Here is a 22,908-nt window from a genome sequence, read left to right on the forward strand (position 1 = left end):
TCCGGTCAGATCAAGCAGCCGACAAAGGCGGCCCTCCATACAAGCGGGATATGGGTTAACCGTAAGGCTGGCTGAACCAGCCGGGAAGAGGCTGCCGGTCCGGTCCGAATGTGGAAGGCACCGGCAGGCCGATTTCTTTAATACCGGACAGACAGGGCATTTTTTTCTAAATAATAGGGAGTGAGCAGTCATGAGTAGCCCTGAAATTGTAAACATAATCGAGATGACTCCAATGCAGGAGGGTATTCTTTTCCATAGCTTAATGGACGAGGAGTCGGGAGCTTACTTTGAACAAGTGAACCTGACCCTGGAAGGCAGAATGGATCCGGAGGTATTTGAGAAGAGCTTTAATAAACTGCTGGAGCGCCATGATGTTCTGCGGACGGTATTTATCGCCAAAGATGTAGATCAGCCTCTGCAAATTGTGCTGAAGGAAAGGAAGGCGACTCTCTATTATCAAGATATAGCTTCTCTTTCAGAAGAAGAACAAGCAGAGGAAATCAGGAATTACCTGGAGCGGGATAAAAGTAGAAGCTTCCAGCTGGAAAAGGATGTACTGATCCGCCTCGCCCTGCTGAAGCTGGGAGAAACCAAATATGCGATGATTCTGAGCTATCACCACATCATTATGGACGGCTGGTGCCTCAGCATCCTCGGTAAGGAGCTCTTCCAGATCTATGCGGCGCTCGTGCGGGGGGTGCCTCCGCAATTGGAGGAGGTGTACCCGTACAGCGACTATCTCGAATGGCTTGGCAGCCAGAACAAGGAAGAAGCGGTGGCCTACTGGACGGGCTATCTGACTGAATATGAGCAGCAGGCGTCGATTCCCTCTTCGGCAGGGGCAGGGAAAGCTGCGGGTTATGACTACAAGACTTATACTTTCAAGCTTCCAATAGATCTTACGTCTGCACTCGAAAAGCTGGCTTCCCGGCAGGGGGTTACTTTGAGCACGGTCGTTCATGCTTTGTGGGGGGTTATTCTTCAGAGATACAATCACTCGGACGATGTCGTGTTCGGATCGGTTGTATCGGGAAGGCCGCCGGAGGTGCCGGGCATTGAGAACATGGTCGGTATTTTTATCAATACCGTCCCGATGAGGGTCAAGAATACATCCGGTAAGACGTTCGGAGGGCTTTTGCAGGAAATGCACCACGCGGTCATTGAAGCGAACCGGTATAACTATGTGTCGCTGGCGGATATCCAGAAGAACACGCCGCTTAAGAACAATCTGATTCATCATATTCTCGTGTTCGAGAACTACCCTATGGATGATGAGACGATTGGTGAAGAGAACGGAATTCGCATTACCGGGACGGAAATGATCCAGTATACCAATTACGATTTTGATATCACCGTGTTTCCGCAGGCGGAACTGGAGTTCGTATTCACTTATAACGGACGGCTTTACGGGGAAGCGTTTATCCGGCGGATGGAAGGACATATCCGGCAGGGGGCGCAGGCGGTAACGGAACATGAAGATCCGGAACTTAGCGGGATTGATATTCTGACCGCTGAAGAAACGAAGCGGATATTGAACGGATTTAATAAGGATGCCGTGGAATATCCGTGGGACAGAACCGTTCATCAATGGGTGGAGCATCATGCGGAGCAGGATCCTGAACGGATTGCGTTGATCTACGGGGAAGAGCGGATTTCATACGGTGAACTCAACAGGCTTGGGAACAGACTCGCCAAGCGTTTTATCCTTGAGGGTCTTCAGCCGGGTGATTTTGCAGCCGTTATGCTGGAGCGCTCTCCGCTCATGGTCGCCGCTATTCTGGGGATCTGGAAAGCCGGAGCGGCGTATGTTCCGATGGATGTCGAGTACCCTACGGACAGGAAAACAGCGATTACCGGAGATTCGGCCGCACGCCTGATTCTGACTTTATCCAGGTACGATAGCAGCGCGTTTGAGCATCTTTACCCGGAAAGAGTGCTGCATCTGGACGGATACGGCTTCCGGGATGGGGCTCTTGCAGCCGAAGCAGCAGGCTCAGATGACACAGCTCCTGCTGTACAGGTGCAAATCGAAGATGCTGCGTATGCTTTATTTACTTCGGGCTCCACCGGCAAGCCGAAAGGTGTCGTGATTGAGCACAAAAGCATGTTGAATCATATATGGGCCGAAAAAGACTTCCTGGGCTTAACGGATGAAATGGTGTTCGCTCAAAATGCGCATCACTGCTTCGATATCTCCGTCTGGCAGTTTTTCGGGGCACTCACGCTTGGCGGGACGACCGTTATCTACCCGGACGAGATTGTCCTGCAGCCGCACGTGCTGCTGCAGAAGCTGGCAGCCGACGGCGTCACGCTGCTGGAAGTCGTGCCGTCATACCTGACAGTCGTCATGGATGTGCTGGAAATGCAGCCTGCAGCCCTGGAAGGGCTGGGCAGCTTGAAGCACGTGTTTATCACAGGAGAAGCGGGCAGTACCTCGCTGGTTAAGCGCTGGTTCGAGCTCTGCCCTGCGATTCCGATGGTTAACGCCTATGGTCCGGCCGAAGCAGCCGACGATATCAGTCAGGAGCTGATGGAGCGGGCCCCTGAGGAAGGGGAGCCAGTGTCCATCGGCAGGCCGCTGCCGAATATCCGGATGTATATAACGGATGCATCCATGAACTTGTGCCCGGTAGGTGTTCCCGGTGAGATCTCTGTTGCCGGAATTGCCGTAGGCAGAGGCTATCTGAATGATCCGGTGAGGACCGGGCAATCGTTCGGAACGGATCCGTTCTCGCCCGTACCGGGCCAGAGACTGTACAAGACCGGTGATTTGGGCCGGTGGCTGCCGGACGGACGGATCGAATTCTTGGGACGCAAAGATCACCAGGTTAAGATCCGTGGCTTCCGGATCGAACTGGGCGAGATCGAGAACGCGCTGGCCGCATGCGAGGCCGTCAGGCAGAATGCCGTCGTTGCGCTGGAGAACGGACGCAGCAGCGCTTACCTGTGCGCTTACTTCACAGCGACAGGCACTTCTCCTGTTTCCGCTCAGGAGCTTAAGGATTTTCTCGCTGAACGGGTACCTGCGTATATGATTCCTATGCACTTCATCCAGCTGGATGAGCTTCCGCTGAACCCGAGCGGCAAGGTCGACCGGAAGCGGCTGCCTGAGCCGGAGGCTGTGAGCACGGAACCGTACGTACCGCCGAGAAACGATCTAGAACAGGCGCTTGCCTTGATCTGGAAAGAGGTTCTGGACACGGAAGAAGCCGGAATTCATGATGACTTTTTTGACAGGGGCGGACACTCGCTTAAAGCTATTCTGTTCGTCTCCAAAATATATTCGGAGCTCGGTATGGAGGCGTCGGTCAAGGATATTTTCACGTATCCGACGATTGCTCTGCTGGCAGGGCGGTTTGCCGGAAGCAGTCCCGCCGAAATGGAAGCGATCCCTGCTGCGCAAATCCGGGAAGGGTATCCGCTTAGTGCTGCGCAGAGAAGACTCTTTATACTCCATGAACTGGAGGGAAACAGCAGCACGGCTTACAACATGCCCATCGTTTATCAAGTTAGCGGACGCCTGGATGTACACAAACTGGAAGATAAGCTGCGCCAGATTATTGCCAGGCATGAGATTTACCGGAGCAGTTTCATAACAGTAGAGGGAGAACCTATTCAGATCGTACACGATGAAGCTGAGTTTTCCATCACGCAGAGGGAGTTGCAAGAAGATTTCGATGGCGACATCCGTTCAGTGACGGCAAGTTTTATCCGTCCCTTTGACTTGGGAGAAGCCCCTCTGCTGAGGGCGGAAGCTATCCGGACACCGGAAGGGAATCACTGGCTGCTCCTGGACATGCATCATATTATTTCGGACGGAATTTCCGGCCAGCTGCTGCTGAAGGAATTGACTGCTCTCTACGAAGGGAAGGAGCTTCCCGCTCCAAGCATCGCGTACAAAGATTACGCCGTATGGCAGGAGGACCGCTTTGCGGGCAACGCGATGAAGGAGCAGGAAGCCTACTGGCTGAATGTCTTCGGGGGCACCGAACTGCCTGTTCTGCAGCTTCCGCTGGACTTCAAACGGCCTCCGGTGCAGAGCTTCGAAGGCCGTACGATCCGTTTCACCGCAGGGGAAGCATTAACCCGGCAGGTGAACGAGACGGCTGCGGGAACGAAAGCGACCTTGTTCGCCGTCTTGCTTGCCGCTTATCAGGTTCTGCTTATGAAGTATTCCGGGCAAAACGACATTGTGGTGGGCTCGCCTGTGGCCGGCCGCACTCATCCGCAGCTGCAGGATGCGATGGGGATGTTCGTCAGTACGGTAGCGCTGCGTGCCTACCCTTGCCGGGAGAAGACGTTCCGGGAACTCGTGAAGGAAGTATCCGGCAGTGTCCTGGCCGCTATGGAGAACCAGGAGTATCCGTTCGAGAAGCTGGTGGATCAGCTGAATGTCGTACGCGATACAAGCAGGAATCCGCTGTTTGATACGATGTTCAGTCTGTTTGACCCCGAAGAACAGCCGGTTAAGCTTGGCGGGATGCAGCTTGAACCTTACCCGTTTGCAAGTACGGCGGCCAAGTTCGACCTCATGCTCGATGCGGGCGAGGAGGATGGCCGGCTTATATTCGACTTGCAGTACTGCACCGCCTTATTCAGGGAAGATACGGCAGAGCGGATGGCCGGACATTATTTGAATCTGCTGAGAGAGCTTACTTTGCACCCGGACAAGCCATTAGGTGAAGTAGAAGTGGTGACGCCAGGCGAGCGCCGGCATATTGTGGAGATATTTAACGGCAGGAAGGGGGATTATGATTTCACACGAACCGTCCATGAACGGTTTGAAGAGACAGCGGCGAGTACGCCTTCCAAAACGGCGCTTTTGTATGAAGAAGAGGCGATTGCATACGGAGAGCTGAACGTTTCCGCCAATCGAATCGCCCGGTATTTAAGGCGGATCGGCCTTGGCGAGGAGGATGTTGCGGCCGTTCTGCTTGAGAGGACCCCGCAGTTTGTGGCCGGTGTACTCGGAATTTGGAAGGCGCAAGGTGCCTACGTTCCGATGGATCCCTCTCATGGCGTAAAGCGCCAAAAAGATATTTTGCTCGATTCGGGCGCCAAAGTACTCCTGACGCTGTCCTCGCATTTGGAAGAAGAAGTGACCGAATCTTTTGAGGGTATGATCGTATGCCTGGATAAAATCGTTCAGCAGCTGGAAGCGGAAGAAGCAGAAGATTTAGGTCTGGCTTCAGACATGAACCGGTTGGCCTACATCTTATTCACGTCCGGCTCTACAGGCCGTCCTAAAGGCGTCATGATCGAACATCTCGGCATGCTCAATCACATACTTGCGGAAGCGGAAGAACTGGAGCTGGACTCCGGACTTATCTTCGCGCAGAACGCGAATCAGTGCTTCGATATTTCCGTCTGGCAGTTCTTCGGCGCTTTGGCGCTGGGAGGTACGACCGCAATCTATCCGAAGGAGCTTGTGCTCGAAGTGAGCAAGTTCGCCGGCCGGATAGCCAGAGACGGGGTCACGCTGCTGGAAGTCGTCCCTACGTATTTGGCAATGCTGATGGATGCACTGGAAAGTGGGGACAATCCGCTTCGCAGCTTGCGTCACCTTATCATAACCGGGGAGTCTGTTAAGCCGGGAACGGCCGAGAGATGGTTCAAGCTATGCCCCGGCATACCGCTGGTTAACGCCTACGGTCCGGCGGAAGCGTCGGATGATGTCAGCCAGTACATGATGACCTCGGCTCCAGCCGGCATGCCAGTCGTTCCGGTCGGCAGACCGGTGCCGAACATGAACCTGTATGTCGTGAACGAAGACATGCAGCTGTGCCCGGTCGGCGTCGTCGGCGAACTATGCGTAGCGGGCATCGGCGTAGGACGCGGTTATCTCAACGATCCGGAGAAAACGAGCCGTGCTTTCGGCGAGGATCCGTTCAGGCCCGGCGAAGGATTCCGGCTGTACCGCACCGGTGATCTCGGCAGATGGCTGCCGGACGGCAATCTCGAGTTTGCCGGACGAAGTGATTTCCAGGTCAAAGTGCGGGGCTTCCGCATTGAACTGGAAGAGATCGAGTCGGCGCTTCAGAAGCACCCGCTCGTGAAGGAAGCTGTCGTGATGGCTAGAGATGACAGCGCCGGGGATAAGTATTTGTGTGCTTACTTGACGGTGAAGGCCGGATTCGATCCCAAGTCTCTGAAGGAGGCGCTTCAGGATGAACTGCCGGATTATATGATTCCGGGCCATCTGGTGGAGCTTGCGGCTTTGCCGCTTCTGGAGAACGGCAAAGTGGACCGGAAATCACTGCCTGAGCCCGTTCGCGATCCGGCTGCAGACAAGGAATACACCGCCGCTGCCAGTGAAACTGAGCAGTGCCTGGTGGATATTTGGGAAGAAGTGCTGGGAACCTCGCCGATCGGTACGCAGCATAACTTTTTTGAACTGGGCGGGGACTCCATCAAGGCCATTCAAATCTCTTCCAAGCTGAATGCGCGCGGGTATGTGATGAGAATCAAGGATCTTTTTCAGAACCCGCATATTGTGAAGCTGGCCAAGCATGTCCATAAAGCCAGCCGGGAGATCGACCAGGGAATCGTGGAAGGTGAAGTACTGCTCACCCCGATCCAGAGGTGGTTCTTTGATCAGCGGTTCACGAATGGACACCATTACAATCAAGGGGTCGTTTTGTTCAAAAAAGACAGGTTCGATCTGGCGGCTCTGAAGGAAGCATGGACGAAAATCGTAGAGCATCACGATGCGCTGAGAATGGTTTTCCGGCTGAAGGCTGAAGGTGTAAGCAGCAGGGACGGCGGTGACGACAAGGATATCAGGGGAAGCAGTTCCAGTCTGGTCAAGCAGATCAACCGTGCTGCTGACGGTGAGTTGTTCCATCTGACGATTGCCGACTTCCAAGGGGAAGTCGACCCTGGAGAACAGATCAGCGCAGCCATAAACGAGCTTCAGGCCAGTATCGATCTGGAGAATGGCCCGCTCGTCAAGCTCGGGGTGTTCCGGACAAGCGAGGGCGATCATTTTGCGATGGTTATTCATCATCTGGTCATCGACGGGGTATCCTGGCGGATTTTGTTCGAAGATCTGACAACCGCCTATACCCAGGCCATTCAGAATCAGAGGATTGAGCTTCCGGCCAAAACGGATTCGTATCTGAACTGGGCGCAAGGTCTCAGCGAGTATGCCAAGGGCAGGGAAATGAAGCGTGAGAATGACTATTGGAGCCGGTTGGATGCTGTAAAAGCAAAGCCTTTGCCACGGTTTAGCAGTGGTCAGTCGCTTAAGAACCGGGATAACCGGACGTATACGTTCCGGCTTCCAAAGGAGGAGACCGATCAACTCCTTGCCGGCGCTCATACCGCATATGGGACAGAGATTAACGATCTTCTGATGACCGGCCTCGGAATGACTGTCCAGCAGTGGACGGGCGAGGACCAAGTCTTCATCTGCCTGGAGGGACACGGCCGGGAAGAAATCATGAGAGAGATGAACGTCAGCAGAACGGTCGGCTGGTTCACTTCCACCTACCCGGTTCTGCTGGATATGGGCAATTCCGAGGATCTGGGCTATGTGATCAAGCAGACCAAAGAGAACCTGAGGCAAATCCCAAGCAAAGGGATCGGCTACGGCATCCGCAAGTATCTTGCCTCCAGCAGCAGCGCAGTCAGCGAACCGGAGATTAAATTCAATTATCTGGGCCAGTTCGACACAGATATTAACACGGATGTATTCCAAGCCTCCCCCATATCGCAGGGACAGACCGTCAGTCCGGAGGCCGACAGGGAAATTCCGCTCGATATCGGAGGCGTTATTGAGGAAGGCGAACTGGTTCTGTTTATCGAGTACAACCTGAATGAGTATACCGAGGCTTCCATGGCGGAGTTTGCCGAACTTTTTCAGCAAAGCTTGTCTGCGGTTATCGCGCACTGCTCTTCTAAGGATTCCAAAGAAATGACCCCCTCCGACGTAGGGGGAGGAGACCTGTCCATCGACGAACTCGAAGCGATTATGTCTTTTTACGAAAGCTGAACGCGAAGTACGAAGATTAAGGGGGAAACCATTTGGAACGGACCATGGCGATTCAGGCCATTTACAATTTAAGCCCGATGCAGGAAGGTATGCTGTTCCATCATTTGTTGAATAAGGATTCCCAGGCCTACTTCGAACAGTTTACCTGTGAGGTGACAGGTACTCTGGATGTAGCCGTGCTGCAGCAGAGTTTCAATTTGCTCATTGGTAAATACGAGATTCTGAGAACCAATTTTCTTCATGAAAATGTAAAAAGACCGAAGCAAGTCGTGTTCAAGGAGCGGCCGATCACGATTGCTTATGAAGATATCAGCGGGCAGGACGAACAGGCCCGTAAGCAGCTGATCGGGGAGCATATCCGGGAGGACAAGAAGCGTGGCTTTCACCTGGCGAAGGATCTGCTGCTCAGGCTGGCTGTCTGGAAGACCGGCAGCGAAGCATACACGCTGAACTGGAGCTACCATCATATTCTGATGGACGGCTGGTGCCTGAAGACGATTGTCGATGAGCTGTTTGACACGTACCGGGAACTGAGACAAGGTCTGCCCGTAACGCTGACGCTGACGGATGCGGCTCCCTATGCGAATTACATCAAGTGGCTGGATGAACAGGATCAGGAGGAAGCCCGGGCTTTCTGGAAAGAATACCTGGCGGGCTTCGAGACCAAATCTGCTTTGCCCGGGAACAAAGGCAATCTCAAAGAGAACGGCTATACGCAGCGGGATGACGTATTTGCCATCCCCGAAGAGACAGCGATCTTGCTTGAACGAACCGCAACCGAGAACCAAGTGACCCTGAATACGGTGCTGCAAACGGCCTGGGGCGTGCTCCTGGGACGTTATAGCGGATCGGATGATGTCGTCTTCGGGACGGTTTCATCGGGACGACCGGCGGAGGTGGAAGGGATCGACAGCATGGTCGGGTTGTTTATCAATACGATTCCGACCCGCATCCGCTTCCGGGAAGAGCAGACTTTTGCGGAGCTGATCCGGCAGGTTCAGGCGGCTTCCGGTGAAACCAAGGAGTATGACTATTTTCCGCTGGCGGAAGTGCAGGCTCTTTCGGTAATGAAGCAGGGTCTGATTGACCACTTGTACGGCTTTCAGAATTATCCGGTCAGTGATGAATCGGCGGAATCTCTCTATACGGAAGAATTCCGGATGACCGAGATCGAAGACTACGAGCAGTCCAATTATGACTTCAATGTCATTCTGACACAAAGCAGAGGTTTAGAAGTTTTATTCAAATACAACACCTGTGTCTATGACGAAGAGTGGGTTTCCCGTATTGCGGGGCATTATCTGAATGTGCTGCGCGCTGTCGCCGGGAATGCCTCCCTGGAGCTGAAGGATATCGAAATCCTCACACCTGCCGAGAAGAAACACCTGCTGGAAAATTTCAACGGGAAGGAAGTTTCCCTTCCAGCGGATACGACAGTACTGGATTTATTCGAGGCCAAAGTGGAAGAAATCCCCGGCAATACGGCTGTTGTCTTCAAGGGGGAGAGCCTTACTTACCGGGAGCTGAACGAACAGGCGAACGGGATGGCCGCTTATCTTCGTGAGCAGGGAGTCGGTCCTGAGAAGACTGTCGCCATCATGCTGGAGCACTCCATCGGCATGATCGTGGGGGTGCTGGCTGTTCTGAAGGCCGGGGCGGCTTATCTCCCGGTAGATCCCGAGTATCCGGCAGAGCGCATCAGCTATATGCTCCAGGACAGCGGAGCCGCTATCTTGCTCACCCGCCGTCAGCATGTACGCGGACGTGGGATGAACCTGCAGGTGCCGACGCTGGATTCAGACAGTCTGGTGCCTGTTCTGGGCACGCATTCATCCAATCCGCTGCGCGCAGCTGGGCCCGGCCATCTGGCTTATGTGATCTACACATCCGGATCTACAGGTAAGCCCAAAGGCGTCATGATTGAGCATCATACTCTCGTTAACATGTCTCTTTGGCACAAGTCATACTATGGTCTCAGCGAGCTGGACCGCTGCACCAAATATTTGGGCTTCGGATTCGATGCTTCGGTCAGTGAAATCTTTCCCTGTCTGATTGCAGGCAGTGCGCTGTATATTATCCCGGATGAGATCCGTCTGGATGTGCAGCGGCTCAATGCTTACTACGAAGAGAACGGAATCACGATCACTTCGTTCCCGGCAGCGATTGCCGAGCAATTTATGCGTCTGGAGAATCGTTCGCTGACCCGCCTTATTACGGGTGGAGACAAATTGAATTTCTACCGGAAGACTCCATATAAACTTTACAACAATTACGGCCCGACGGAGAATACGGTTTGTTCCACTTCGTTTGAAGTGGTTGATGAATATCCAAATATTCCGATCGGCAAACCTATTGACAATGTTAGAGCTTACGTCCTGGATGCCCGCAAACGTCTGCTTCCGGCCGGTGTGCCCGGCGAGTTATGGCTGGCGGGAGCAAGTGTGGCCCGTGGGTACAGGAACAGCCCGGAGCTGACGGAGGAGAAATTCACGGCCGATCCGTTCAAACCGGGTGAGCGGATGTACCGAACCGGCGATCTTGTGAGCTGGCTGCCGGACGGGAATCTGGAGTTCTTGGGACGTGTGGACCAGCAAGTGAAAATCAGGGGCTACCGGATCGAACTGGGTGAAATCGAGTCCCTTCTTCTGAAGCAGAAGGAAACCCGGGAGGCCGTCGTTACGGCTTGCGCCAATTCACTCGGAGACAAGTTCCTGTGTGCATATCTCGTGCTGAACAGCGGGATGACGACTCGTGAGCTCAAGGCCAGACTGGCTGCAGAGCTGCCTGAGTATATGGTCCCGGCACATTTTGTTGTGCTGGATAAGCTGCCGTTGACACCGCATGGCAAAGTAGACCGCAAGGCGCTGCCGGAACCGGATCAAGCCGCAGGCCCGGGGGCAGATTATGTGGCCCCGCGCAGTGAGGCTGAACACAAACTGGCTGTAATCTGGCATGAGATTCTCGGTCTGGATGTAAGCGGCATTGGGGTGAACAGTCACTTTTTCGAGCTGGGGGGCCACTCCCTGCATGCGGTGAAGCTCGTTTCGGCCGTTCGAAAAGCATTCCAGAGTGATCTGCCTCTGACGGGTGTATTCGAGTCCCCGTTACTCGGAGAGATGGCACGGATGATCAGCGGCGGTACAGAAATGCAGCAGGGTTATGCTTCCATTGAACGGGTGCACCGGGCCGAGTATTATCCGGTTTCGCCGCCACAGAGAAGACTCTTTATTCTGGAACAGCTGGAAGAGCATAGTACGGTTTACAACACGCCATCGGCCATCCGGATCAGCGGAGAGCTGGATGTGGAGCGTCTTAACCGGGTGTTCCAGACGCTTGTTAACCGGCACGAAGCATTCCGAACTTCGTTCGAACTTGTAGACGCGGAGCCTGTCCAGAAAATTAAGGACGAGGTCGAATTTGCAGTCAGCTTCATGGGACGGACGGATGAATCCGGGCTTGCGGGAGTGCTGGAGAACTTTGTGACCCCGTTTAACATAAGCAAGGCGCCACTTTTCCGCGCGGGTCTTGTTCAGATCGCGGAGCGTGAACATGTGCTGCTGCTTGATTTCCATCACCTGATTGCAGACGGTTCCTCCGTCTCCATCCTGGTAGATGAATGGAATGCGCTGTATGCAGGCCGATCTCTGCCTGAGCTGAGCATTCAGTACAAAGATTACGCGGTCTGGCATCATAAACTCGCGAAGGACGGAATTCTGAAGAAGCAGGAGGAGTACTGGCTGGAGCGGTTCCAAGGCGAGCTTCCGGTGCTGAACCTCCCGGCGGACGGCCCCCGGACACAGATCCGCAGCTTTGAAGGAGACAGCTTATCGGTGAGGCTTGCGCCTGAACTGCTCAAGCGGCTGCATCAGCTTGCCGCTGAGACCGGTACGACCTTCTATATGGTTATGCTGGCTGCTTATGGAATTGTGCTCTCCAAATATACCGGACAAGAAGATATCATCGTCGGGTCTCCGGCAGCGGGGCGCCCTCATTCGGATCTGGAACCGGTTATCGGAATGTTCGTGAATACGCTGGCGATGCGTAGTTACCCGGCAGCGGGCAAGAATTTCAGAGACTACCTCCAAGAGGTCAAAACAAGCACCTTGGGGGCTTTTCAGAATCAGGATTATCCGTTCGATGAACTCATCGAGCTGCTGGATATTCCGCGGGATTTGGGACGCAACCCTTTATTCGATACGATGCTGGTTGTACAAAATCTGGAATCTGGGGACATCCGGCTTGAAGGCCTTGAATTAAAACCCTTCGACCTGGAAGCGAAAGTGTCTAAATTTGAACTTACCCTTACCGTCATCGAAGATGCGGAAGGTGCCGAGCTTGATACGGAATATGCAGCTAAGCTGTTTCGTCCCGACACGGTTAAAAGATTGATCGGACACTATGTCCGGGTTCTTGAAGAAGTCACCGCAGATCCGTCCGTCAAGCTGGGGGATATCGATCTGCTGACGGCGGATGAGCAGGATGAAATCGTATTTGCCTTCAACCGCAGTGCAGCCGAGTACGATCGAAACCGGACGATTCCCGGACTGTTCGAGGAACAGGCGGCAAAATCCCCGGATGCGCCAGCGGTTGTAAGCGGAGGAGCACAGCTTACTTACGGGGAGCTGAACCGCCTCGCGAACAGACAGGCCCGCGTGCTCAGAGAGCGGGGCGTCCGGCCGGGTACCGTAGCGGCAATCACAGGTGAACGCACCGCCGGAACCATAATCGCCATCCTGGCGATTCTTAAGGCAGGGGGAGCCTATCTGCCGATTGACCCGTCCTATCCGGTCGACCGGATCGCCCATATGCTCCGGGACAGCGGAGCGGAACTGGTGCTCTGCCCGGCGGAGTTGGCCCAGCAGGCACGGGAGTGGACGGCGCTGGCGCAGTCAAGCACGCTCATCCTGGAGCTTGATGCGCTCACGGGTCCAGCCGGGACCGCCGGCGCTAATGACGGTCATGGGGCTGAGGACGCGAGCAACCTGCCGCCGCTCGGTTCGAGTCAAGATCTCGCTTATCTGATCTATACTTCCGGTTCGACCGGAGTTCCCAAAGGCGTCATGTTGGAGCATCAAGGGATTCTCAACCTGCAGGTGTTCTTCCGGGAGCAGCTCGGCATCCTGCCGGAAGACCGCATCGTGCAATTTGCGAGCTTGTCTTTCGATGCGTCTGCCTGGGAGATGTTCATGGCCTTGCTGACCGGCGCGTCTTTGCATCTGGTTCCGCAGGATACGATCCAGGATATTCCACTGTTCCAGAAGTTTGTGGCCGGCAGCGGCATTACGGTTGCTACGCTTCCGCCTACGTACGTGGTACATCTGGACCCGGAGGCAATGCCTTCTTTGAGAAAGCTCATTACAGCCGGCTCCGAAACGAACCGCGATCTGGTACAGGAGTGGAGCCGCAGGCTATCGTACATCAATGCCTACGGCCCGACTGAGTCGACCATTTGCGCAACGATCTGGGAGGCTCCGCAGGATGGGCGGCTGCCGGAGGGGCCGATTCCGATCGGCAAGCCGATTGTGAACACCCGCGTCTACATCGTGGACGCGGGCAACCGGCCGGTGCCGATCGGCGTTACCGGCGAGCTCTGTCTCGCGGGAGACGGACTTGCCCGCGGTTACCGCGGCAACGAGACGCTGACCGCCGAGAAGTTCGTCCCGGATCTGTTCTATCCGGGTGAGCGCATGTACCGGACCGGGGATCTTGCACGCTGGAGCCGGGACGGCAGCATCGAGTACCTGGGCAGGTCCGACCATCAGGTCAAAATCCGCGGCTTCCGTATTGAAACCGGCGAGATTGAAGCGCAGCTTCTGCGGCATGAAGCGGTCGAAGAAGTTCTGATTCTCGCCCGCAAGGACAGCTTTCATCAAGACTACTTATGTGCCTATGTCGTGTCCGGAGCGGATTGGACACCTTCGGTCCTGCGTTCATATCTGGCGAAATCGCTGCCCGACTATATGATCCCGTCCTTCTTCATCGGGCTGGACCGCATGCCGCTGACGCCCAACGGCAAGCCGGACCGCAAGGCTCTGCCGGAGCCGAATACACTTCTTCACAGTGGAGCGGAGTATCTGGCTCCCCGTACGGAGACTGAGCGGAAGCTTGCGGCCGTCTGGCAGCACGTCTTGGGACTGGAGCGCATCGGCGTGTACGATAACTTCTTCGATCTCGGCGGCCATTCGCTCAAAGCCGCCTCTCTGATCGCCGGAATTAGCCGGGAATTCCAGACCAGCCTGCCGCTTAGAGAAGTATTCCAGTCCCCGCTGCTCGGGGAAATGGCGGACAAGATTGAAGCTGCCGCTTCGGCGGGGCATGGATATGCACCCGTGGAAAGATTGCAGGAAGCGGATTTCTATCCGGTCTCTTCCGGGCAGAAACGGTTGTTGATCCTAAACTCGCTTGATGAAGCCGGCATCGCGTACAACATGCCTACGATTCTCACACTCAGCGGCGAACTCGATTTAAGCAGGCTGAAGGAAGCGTTCCATACCTTAGTACAGCGGCATGAATCCTTGCGGACATCCTTCCGTCTGGAAGAGGGGGAACCCGTTCAAATCATTCACCAGCAAGTTCCTTTCGCTGTTCAATTTAGTGAGCTGGAAACCGGATCGGAGAGGGAGATTGAACAGGCTGTCGTGAATTTCGTGACTCCGTTTCAGTTGAGCCAGGCTCCGCTGTTCCGGGTTTCTCTCATCAGAGTCAGCGGCGGCAAGCATCTGCTTCTGATTGATATGCATCATATTGTGTCCGATGGAGCCTCGGTAGGACTGCTGGTGAGTGAATTTAACCGGCTTTACCGCGGAGAGCAGCTCCCCGAGCTGACGCTTACCTACAAGGATTACGCGGGATGGCAGGCAAGGCAGCTGCAGGACGGCAGTCTGGAGCTGCAGGAGCAGTTCTGGAAGCGGCAGTTTGAGGGTGAGATTCCCGTGTTGAACCTTCCGACGGATGATCCGCGGCCCAAGACCCAGAGTTTCGAGGGAGAGAGTCTTTCCATCCGCTTGGAGGGAAGCGCAGGCGCCGCTGTTAAGCAGCTCGTCTCTGAGACGCGCTGCACACTGTACATGCTCATGTTGACCGCATACAATGTGCTGCTCTCCAAATATAGCGGTCAGGAAGATATCATCGTAGGGTCTCCTGTTGCCGGCAGGCCGCAGGCAGAGCTGGAGCAGGTGATCGGGATGTTCGTCAATACGCTTGCCTTGCGGAATTATCCTGCAAGCACTAAGACGTTCCGGGATTTCCTGGATGAGGTGAAGGATCGTACGTTAAGTGCTTTTGAGAACCAGGACTTCCAATACGAAGAACTGGTGGACAAGCTGAAGCTCAAACGTGATCTCAGCCGCAATCCGCTTTTTGATGTGATGCTGGAAGTACAGAACATCGACATCGGAGACATGGAAATGGAGGGCCTGCATGTAACGCCGTATTCATTTGAATCGACTGTCTCCAAATTTGATATGACCGTCTCGGTTTATGAGGACGCGGAGGGCTTTACACTGAGTGTCGAATATGCGGCGAAACTGTTCCGGAAGGGAACGATGGAGCGTCTGCTTCATCACCTCACGAGAATTCTTCAGACCGTGACAACAAATCCGGATATCCGCCTTGCCGATATCAACATGCTGACGGAGAACGAGGAAAAGGTTCTCCTGACGGATTTCAACGACACGAAGGCCAGTTATCCCGAGAATGCGACCTTACCGGAGCTGTTCAGGGAACAGGCAGCCCGCACGCCTGACAGCACGGCTCTGGTATATAAGGAAACTACGCTTACTTACCGGGAGTTGAGTGAGAAGACCAATCGGCTGGCGGCTGTTCTGCGGGATAACGGCGTGCGGAGCGGGAGCGTGGTAGCCATTGTGGGTGACCGTTCCTCCGATATGGTAATCGGAATGCTGGGTGTCATGAAGGCAGGAGGGGCTTACCTTCCTATCGATCCGGAGTATCCTCAGGACCGGCTGGATTATGTGCTGGAAGACAGCGGCGCTCAAATTGTGCTGTATCAGACGATCTACGAAGATAAAGTGCCTGCGGGCATGAAGGCGATGGCTCTGGAGGATGAAGCAACTTACCGGGGAGGGGAGAAGGATCTCCCGGACTGGAATACGTCTTCGGATCTGGCCTATGTGATGTATACATCGGGTTCTACCGGCAAGCCCAAGGGAGTGATGGTAGAGCACAGAGGTATTGTGAGGCTGGTGCGCAATACAAACTATGTAGAGTTCAAGCCGGAGGATAAGATTCTGCAGACGGCAGCCCAAGTGTTCGATGTAAGTGTTTTTGAAATTTGGGGTGCTCTGTTGAACGGCTCGGAGCTGTATGTAGTGGATAAGTTCACACTGCTGGATCCCTACAAGCTGGGTGAAGCCATCAAAGAATATGGCATCACGATGATGTGGCTGACTTCGCCGCTGTTCAACCAGTTGTCCCAGCAGAAGCCGGACATGTTCCGTCCGCTGCGCTATCTGATCGTAGGCGGAGATGCGTTGTCCCCCGTGCGGATTAACACCGTCCGCCGTATTTGTCCGAAGCTAACCGTTGTTAACGGCTACGGGCCTACGGAGAACACGACGTTCTCCTGCTGTTTCGAGATTAACGAGGATTACCCGGACAATATTCCGATCGGATACCCGATCAGCAACTCTACGGCGTACATCCTGAACGCGCACGGCAAGCTGAATCCAATCGGAGTACCGGGTGAACTGTGGGTCGGCGGAGACGGCGTGGCACGAGGGTATATCAACAAGCCGGAGCTGACGGCGGAGAAATTCATCCCGAATCCGTTCGCGCCAGGTGAACAGCTGTACGGGACAGGAGACCTGGCTAGATGGCTTCCGGGTGGGGCTATCGAGTATCTTGGCCGTATAGACAACCAGGTGAAAATCCGCGGCTTCCGCATCGAAATCGGAGAAATTGAAACCCAGATCTTACGCCATGAAGCCGTGAAGGAAGCGGCTGTTCTAATCAAAGAGCAGGGGGACCAGAACAAGTTCCTGTGCGCTTATGTTGTGTCGGAGCGGGCCGTAACTGACCGGGAGTTGAAGGATTATTTAGCCGGGCAGCTGCCGGATTATATGATCCCGGCCGTCTTCCTCTTCATGGAGAAGCTTCCGCTTACCCAGAATGGCAAAGTGGATAAAAAGGCGCTTCCCGAACCGCAGCAAGGCGAATGGAACGAGAGTGGATATACGGCGCCGAGAAACCGCACGGAAAGAACCATTGCGGATATATACAGCGAACTGCTCGGCATAGAGCGTATTAGCGTAAGGGCCAATTTCTTCGAGCTTGGCGGCCACTCGCTCAAAGCGATCCGCCTGATTGCCAGATTCGCAGAGCTTGGCTGGCCGGTCTCCATCCAGGATGTCTTTACGCATCAGACACCGGCGGATATGGCTGCCCTGATCAGCAGGTCGGCAGTCGATCAGGTGCAGAAGATCAGACAGAAGGCCGAGGCAGCCCAATTCCTCACCGGGCGTCTGGGCAAACCTGTCCGGTATCTGCACTATTACTCCGGGTCGAGACGATATGACCTGCTGTCTGTTGAGGAACTGGATGAAAGCATCCGCAGGCAGGCCGAGCAGTTGATTGCCGCGAACATCGGAGCCGAGATTCAGCCTCATTACATTGTGAGTGGGATTCAGCCGGAATCGGGCCCGCAGATCAGCGCAGAGCAGTTTAAGGCGCTGACGGCGCTCCAGGAGCCGGAGGAAGCGGGAATCGCCGGAATTCTGGCGCAAATCGACGAGAGCCAGACCCAGTTTGCTGAAGGGATCACGGGTGGAGAGATCGTGACTCACTACGGGATTTCTCCTTCACAACGTTACCATCTGGCGCACAAGGACATCTCCGGGACGCATATCAGCTTCGATCACTATGTCGATACGGACCTTCTCCGCGGCGTTATTCATCACCTCATCTGTACGCAGGAAGTGATGAGAAGTGTTCTGACGGAGGAAGGGGAGCAGGGCAGTTGGATGCTTCTGGACGAACCGGAGTCGATCACCCTGCCTTACCTGGATCTCTCGGGTTTTGGAGCGGATACCCGGAGACAGGTGCTGCAAGCTGTGATGGAGAATTTCTTCATCCGTACGCATGATCTTGTGGGCTCCTTGATGTACCGAATCCTTCTGGTGAAAGAAAATTTGAAAGAATACACCCTGCTGCTGCCGTTCTCCCACGCCGGATTTGATTATATGAGCGGGGAAATTATTCAGAATAAAGTGCGGCGTCTCTATGAGCAGTTCGAGAATGGGGAACAGCCTCAAGAAGAGAAGGGACACACTTACCAGGATTATATCGCGCAGATATCGAAAGGTCCGTCCGAAACGACGGATGAGGAGCTTGTTTCCAGTCTTGCTCTGGAAAGCTTCCAATTGCAAACGGAGAAGCTTTACCAGTTCTCCCGCCATTTTGACAGCAGTGGTTATACGGTCGTCAACTTCGAGAAGGATGCCGGTCAAGCGGCAGGAGGCGATGCGGAAGAGCTGTGGAAAGTGGCGATTGGAATAACCCGTGACTTTTTCAGCGAATACTTCGGTGTCCGTCACTTACCTGTCTGGCTGACCAATTATGGCAGGAAATATGGAAATGAGTCGTTCTTTGAAACCGTCGGGGAATGCATTGATTACATTCCGGTGCTTCTGAATGCGGCCGATGACATCTCCTACTCGGTGAAAGATATCAAGTTCCGACTCGATAAAGCGTCCAGACAAAATATCAACTATGCCAATCTGATGTATAACGGCGCCATGTCGGAAGCATTCGGACAAACCCAGCTGCTTCTGAAAGCGGCCTTCGAGAAATTCCCGCTGAACGTCAACTATCTGGGGGAAATGCCAGAGCTGGAAGACACGGTAAGCGGGCTGGATCTTGGAGGGGTAAACTGCGACGAGAAGGACCGCGTGGTCTGCATGGTCTGGCACAGTAAAGGCAAGATCTCGCTGACGATCGTTCTTCCTTACCTGGAGAATCAGGAGAAAGTCAGGAGTCTGCTCGAGCAAGTTTCCCGCAGCTATCTGTTCGCTCTCAGCACGGCCGAATAGCAGAGAAGGCTGCAGGGGCAAATACCGGCAGGTAATCCCTTGCAGGAAGCGCTTCTAGATTTATGTGTGTGAGTGTGCTATCTGTTCAGGCGGCGCAGCAAAAGCTAGGGCAAGCTGTTCCGCCAGTCGCTTGATATGTATATAAACCGATCCATGCCGCATGATTTTTTATCAGGCAGGCAGAAAGGTGTAGAACATGAGAGATACCTCTAACATTATTCTGTTCAGCATAAGCCGTCTGATTTCCGAGCTGGGGACTGCCGTTTTCAAATTCGCCCTCAGCCTCTACGTTCTGGATATTACAGGTTCCGCCAGCTTGTTTGCGACCGTGCTCGGCTTTACGTTCCTCCCCGGCATACTGGTTAATATTTTTGCAGGGGTGTATGTCGACCGGAGCAATAAGAAGAAAGTGATGGTCATAAGCGACTTTGCCAGCGGGATCATGATTCTGATCTGTATGGTCATTTTCAGCTACTATCCGGAGAACATCTTTACACTGATTCTATATGCAATCGCGCTTTCGACGATCCAGGCTTTCTTCTCTCTGGCTGTGAACGCCTGTATCCCCGATCTGGTTTCAAAAGACCGCGTTAATGCGATGAATTCCAGCCATCAGGGCATCAATGCTCTATTAAGTATTTTCGGACCGGTTGTCGGGGCGATCGCGTACAGCATGATCGGATTTCACATGATTTTCCTGATCGACGGCATTTCTTTTATCGTCTCCGGAATTCTCATTCTTTTTCTGAAATTCAGACCGAGAAGCACGCCCGCAGAAAAGCACAAGCCGTATTTCGAAAGCCTCCGGGAAATCCGGACGTATATCCGGGACCGGGCCGCCATCAAAAATATCCTGTTTGTTTTCCTGGCTACGAATTTTGTAATCGGTCCGGCGATTTCCCTTGTGCTGCCCTATATTATTTACAAACAGTTCCAGATGTCCGCGGAGCAGCTTTCTCTGATTGAAGCGGCTTTGGCGGTCGGGTTTATTGTGGGGGCCATTACCATTGCTATGAAAAGGGTCCATGCGTTCTTTATCAACAAAATTTTTGTCCTTATTCAGCTGCAGGCTCTCATGTTCACCTTATGGATCTTTCCGAAATTGCCGTTTATCGGCCTTGAGGCCAAGTGGGGCCTGACTTTCGGGTATATGCTGCTGCTGGCCTTCACGGGGATTTTCCTGGCTATGGGGAACATTCCGATGACCTCGTATGCACAGCTGTATATTCCGGAGAAAATCAGGGCGAGTTTCTTCGGAGTGGTAGGAACGGTGACGACTTTGGCCGTACCTGTCGGGATGTGGATTTACGGTGTCCTGATTGATTTGATTAACTTCTCCTTTATCGTGATCGGATCGGGACTTCTTCTCTTTATTGTAGGCACCATTGCTCACCGGAACAAAGATCTCAGGGAATTCTTCAAGCAGGATCTTGAACCGGAACCGGATGACGTCACAGGAACAACCAAGACCAAAACCATAGAGGCTTAATCGTTCGTGCAAGTCCAAATTCGGAGCATGGGGAGGCAATTGAGATGAGTATTTTTGAAGAGTTGGAATCAAATGTGAGGTCCTATTGCAGAAGTTTTCCGGTTGTGTTCGATAAGGCGAAGGACGAGTATCTGTATGCGGATAACGGCCGTGAGTATCTTGATTTTTTTGCGGGAGCGGGGGCTTTGAATTACGGGCACAACAATGAGTTTATTAAGGAAAAAATCATTGATTACTTAAAATCGGACCGTATCATGCATGGGCTGGATATGTATACGAAGGCGAAGGAGGATTTCATCCAGTCCTTCTCCAGTCTTATCCTGAAGCCCCGCGAGCTTGATTACAAGCTGCAGTTCTGCGGACCGACCGGAACGAATGCGGTTGAAGCGGCTCTGAAGCTGGCTCGTAAAGTTACCGGCCGGACCGGCGTGTTTACCTTCATGGGAAGCTTCCACGGCATGTCCATGGGAAGCCTGGCGGTCACCAGCAACAAGGAAAGCCGGGCTGGGGCCGGGCTGCCCCTGGGCAACGCCACGTTCTTCCCGTACGATGGCGGCCCCTTCGCTGAGCTGGACACGATCTGGTACCTGGAGCAGGTTCTCCGCGATACGCATTCCGGGATAGACACGCCGGCTGCCGTTATTCTCGAAACGGTCCAGGCAGAAGGAGGAATCAACGTAGCCGGTGTAGAATGGCTCAGAAGACTGAGGAACTTATGCACCGAGCACGGAATTCTGCTTATTGCCGATGATATTCAGGTAGGCTGCGGAAGAACCGGCCCGTTCTTCTCTTTCGAGAGAGCGGGAATTACACCGGACATGGTCGTCCTGTCCAAATCAATCAGCGGATACGGCCTGCCGATGTCTCTGCTCTTGCTGAAGCCGGAGCTTGATCAATGGGCCCCGGGTGAGCATAACGGGACTTTCCGCGGCAATCAGCTCGCATTTGTAGCGGCTAAGGCCGCACTCGAGTACCGGAGGGAATCTCTCCTTGAGGAGCAAGTCATGCATAAGGAGGCCTACATCCGGCAGTTCCTGGAGCAGGAGATCATGCCGCTTCACCCCGCTCTTACCATGAGGGGAATCGGTCTCATTTGGGGCATCGACATGGCGGGAGTACCCGATCCGGAGGCGCCGCGGAAGATTGCCAAGCTGTGCTTTGAGAATGGGCTTATTATCGAAAGAGCGGGCAGAAACGACACGGTAATCAAAATCATGCCTCCGCTGATGATTAGTCCGGCCGCGCTTAAAGAGGGGTGCGAAATTATCCTCGCAGGTATGAAGACAGTGCTCGGCGCCTATAATCTCGTTGCCAATTAAGTCAGGAAGAACAACAAGAGCGACATGATAAATACGATAAACACGAGCGGTAATCCTTACAAAAGAGCGGTAAGAAATCGAGCAGATTGCGGCAAATGCCGCAGTCTGCTCTCTGAGCATTCTAAGCGATATCTGCGGTCTCTTCAGTCAAGCGACTGAGAGCGGGCTTGAAGCACTATCGAAGCGGCAATCTTCCGGATCGTGATTTAGTCCGGCAGCTTCGGCTAGAAAAGGTTTTCGTTCTATTAATATAGAAGGAGTGGAGTGAATGAAGCTGTTCTGTATGCCTTACTCAGGAGCCTCCGCCACGATTTTTACCCCGTGGATCAAGGAAGCTTCGCCTCAGCTGCAAATTGAGCCGGTGGAGCTTCCCGGCAGGGGACGGAGATTCAACAGTCCATTGCTGGATGACATGGACGAGCTCTCGGAGGATGTCGTAAATACCATTGAACGCTCCCTGCAAGATGCGGTACCGTATGCCCTTTTTGGACACAGCTTGGGATCGCACCTGGCATTTGAAGCGGCTCATCGGTTAATCAAGAGAGGACAGAAGCCTCCCAGGCATGTCTTCTTCTCCGGAGCGCTCCCCCCTAACGTGGAGCGAAGCTGCCGAATTAACCATGAACAGTCTGACCCGGATCTGGTCCGCCAGCTCATTGATCTGGGCGGCCTTACGGATGAGGTCAGTGAAAATAAGGATCTGATGGACATTTTCCTGCCGATAATCCGTTCGGACCTCAAAGCGGTCAATACCCACCGGTATGCCGATAATCCGGCGCCTCTTGCTCTTAATATCTCGGTCATTTATGGAACAGAAGATGAACTGACCACGGGGGACCTCGGGGGTTATTACAAGCTTACGCGGCAGAATTGCAGCATGTATCCGTTAGAAGGCGGGCATTTTTTTATCCGGGACCGAACCCGGGAGATTCTTGAGATCGTTCGGACGGAGCTGCTGCAGCCGGTGGGGTGAAACCCTGGAGAATGTTAGCAATAGAAGAGTACAGAGTCTCAACTCGTTAACCCGGCGGGTAAAAGGTTAAAAGCGGTCTTTGCAGA

At 53.9% G+C, this 22,908-nt stretch carries 5 protein-coding genes; all 5 read left to right on the forward strand.

The genetic code is table 11. The features are described 5' to 3' along the window. The first annotated feature begins 190 nt into the window (after positions 1-190). The 5 genes from AR333_RS15460 to AR333_RS15480 all read left to right on the forward strand — a co-directional run bounded on the left by AR333_RS15460 (position 191) and on the right by AR333_RS15480 (position 22,822). Positions 191-7,993 (forward strand): non-ribosomal peptide synthetase, encoded by a 7,803-nt coding sequence (locus AR333_RS15460; RefSeq protein ID WP_068776272.1) that lies wholly within the window; start codon positions 191-193, stop codon positions 7,991-7,993. Positions 7,994-8,025: 32 nt separating this feature from the next. Then, on the forward strand, positions 8,026-19,041 hold the full coding sequence (locus tag AR333_RS15465; protein ID WP_068776273.1) for a non-ribosomal peptide synthetase: 11,016 nt from the start codon (positions 8,026-8,028) through the stop codon (positions 19,039-19,041). A gap of 196 nt (positions 19,042-19,237) precedes the next feature. Continuing rightward, positions 19,238-20,530 (forward strand): MFS transporter, encoded by a 1,293-nt coding sequence (locus tag AR333_RS15470; RefSeq protein ID WP_068776274.1) that lies wholly within the window; start codon positions 19,238-19,240, stop codon positions 20,528-20,530. Between the two features lie 44 nt (positions 20,531-20,574). Then, positions 20,575-21,849, forward strand: a complete 1,275-nt coding sequence (gene ectB / locus AR333_RS15475) for a diaminobutyrate--2-oxoglutarate transaminase (RefSeq protein WP_068776275.1) — start codon at positions 20,575-20,577, stop codon at positions 21,847-21,849. Between the two features lie 268 nt (positions 21,850-22,117). Continuing rightward, positions 22,118-22,822 carry a thioesterase II family protein gene (locus AR333_RS15480; protein WP_068776276.1) on the forward strand — a complete coding sequence of 235 codons (705 nt, stop codon included), beginning with the start codon at positions 22,118-22,120 and terminating at the stop codon, positions 22,820-22,822. The last annotated feature ends 86 nt before the right edge of the window (positions 22,823-22,908 follow it).

The organism is Paenibacillus sp. FJAT-26967 (assembly GCF_001541095.1).
In the GTDB taxonomy this organism is placed as follows: Bacteria; Bacillota; Bacilli; order Paenibacillales; family NBRC-103111; genus Paenibacillus_F.

Coding starts and splice junctions, on each gene's coding strand:
- AR333_RS15460 (WP_068776272.1), top strand. CDS start 191: ATGAGTAGCCCTGAAATTGTAAACATAATCGAGATGACTCCAATGCAG.
- AR333_RS15470 (WP_068776274.1), top strand. CDS start 19,238: ATGAGAGATACCTCTAACATTATTCTGTTCAGCATAAGCCGTCTGATT.
- ectB (WP_068776275.1), top strand. CDS start 20,575: ATGAGTATTTTTGAAGAGTTGGAATCAAATGTGAGGTCCTATTGCAGA.
- AR333_RS15480 (WP_068776276.1), top strand. CDS start 22,118: ATGAAGCTGTTCTGTATGCCTTACTCAGGAGCCTCCGCCACGATTTTT.